We start from the raw sequence: 575 nt of genomic DNA, 5'->3' as shown, positions 1-575 counted from the left end.
ACGGACGGTTCCACGAGCAGTTCCGAGCGAACAACGCGATTGGTGGATTCGTCAGCCACCGCCTGACGACCCGATTTAGAGAGGAATCACCGGACTTCGTGCTCAACCGACTCGACGATGGGTACCCAGACTTGCTATACGACGGGACTGACCACGAATGGCCAGACGATTACGCCGTCAAAGACTCTGACAACGGTCCGGGCCTGGAAGTCAAAGCCTCGATGGGCAACACGTTCTACGCGCACCACAATGTTGAGGGGTGGCTCCTTGGAATCCACTATCGAATAAACGCACGGAGCGAATCCCCAACGGACGATGCCCCTTCGCCGGACGACATGCCACCAATTGAGATCACACAGGTCCTGTGTGCGAGCATGGATCACGGAGACTGGGAGTACCGTGACGCTGAGGGCTCAAATCGGACAAACACCAGCGAATTGAAGGCGAAGGTCGGGCTCCACGAGATGCGGAAGAACCCGATCATCGAGATGGAGTCTGCCATAACCGGGGTGGGCGATCTTCTCCAAGAGTACAAGCAGACCCACGCCGAATTCGACCCAGAGTACTCGGTATAA

General features: G+C 56.9%; 1 protein-coding gene. It reads left to right on the top strand.

What is annotated here, in order from left to right; translation table 11 throughout:
• The coding region (locus tag EXE42_RS18890; RefSeq protein ID WP_158293763.1) for a hypothetical protein at positions 1-575 on the top strand (575 nt) is incomplete at its 5' end.

The sequence above is a fragment of the Halorubrum sp. SP3 genome (assembly GCF_005435195.1).
Classification (GTDB): domain Archaea; phylum Halobacteriota; class Halobacteria; order Halobacteriales; family Haloferacaceae; genus Halorubrum; species Halorubrum sodomense.
Note: the sequence above shows the minus strand (reverse complement) of the source record. Positions and strands in the feature narration are given on the sequence as shown.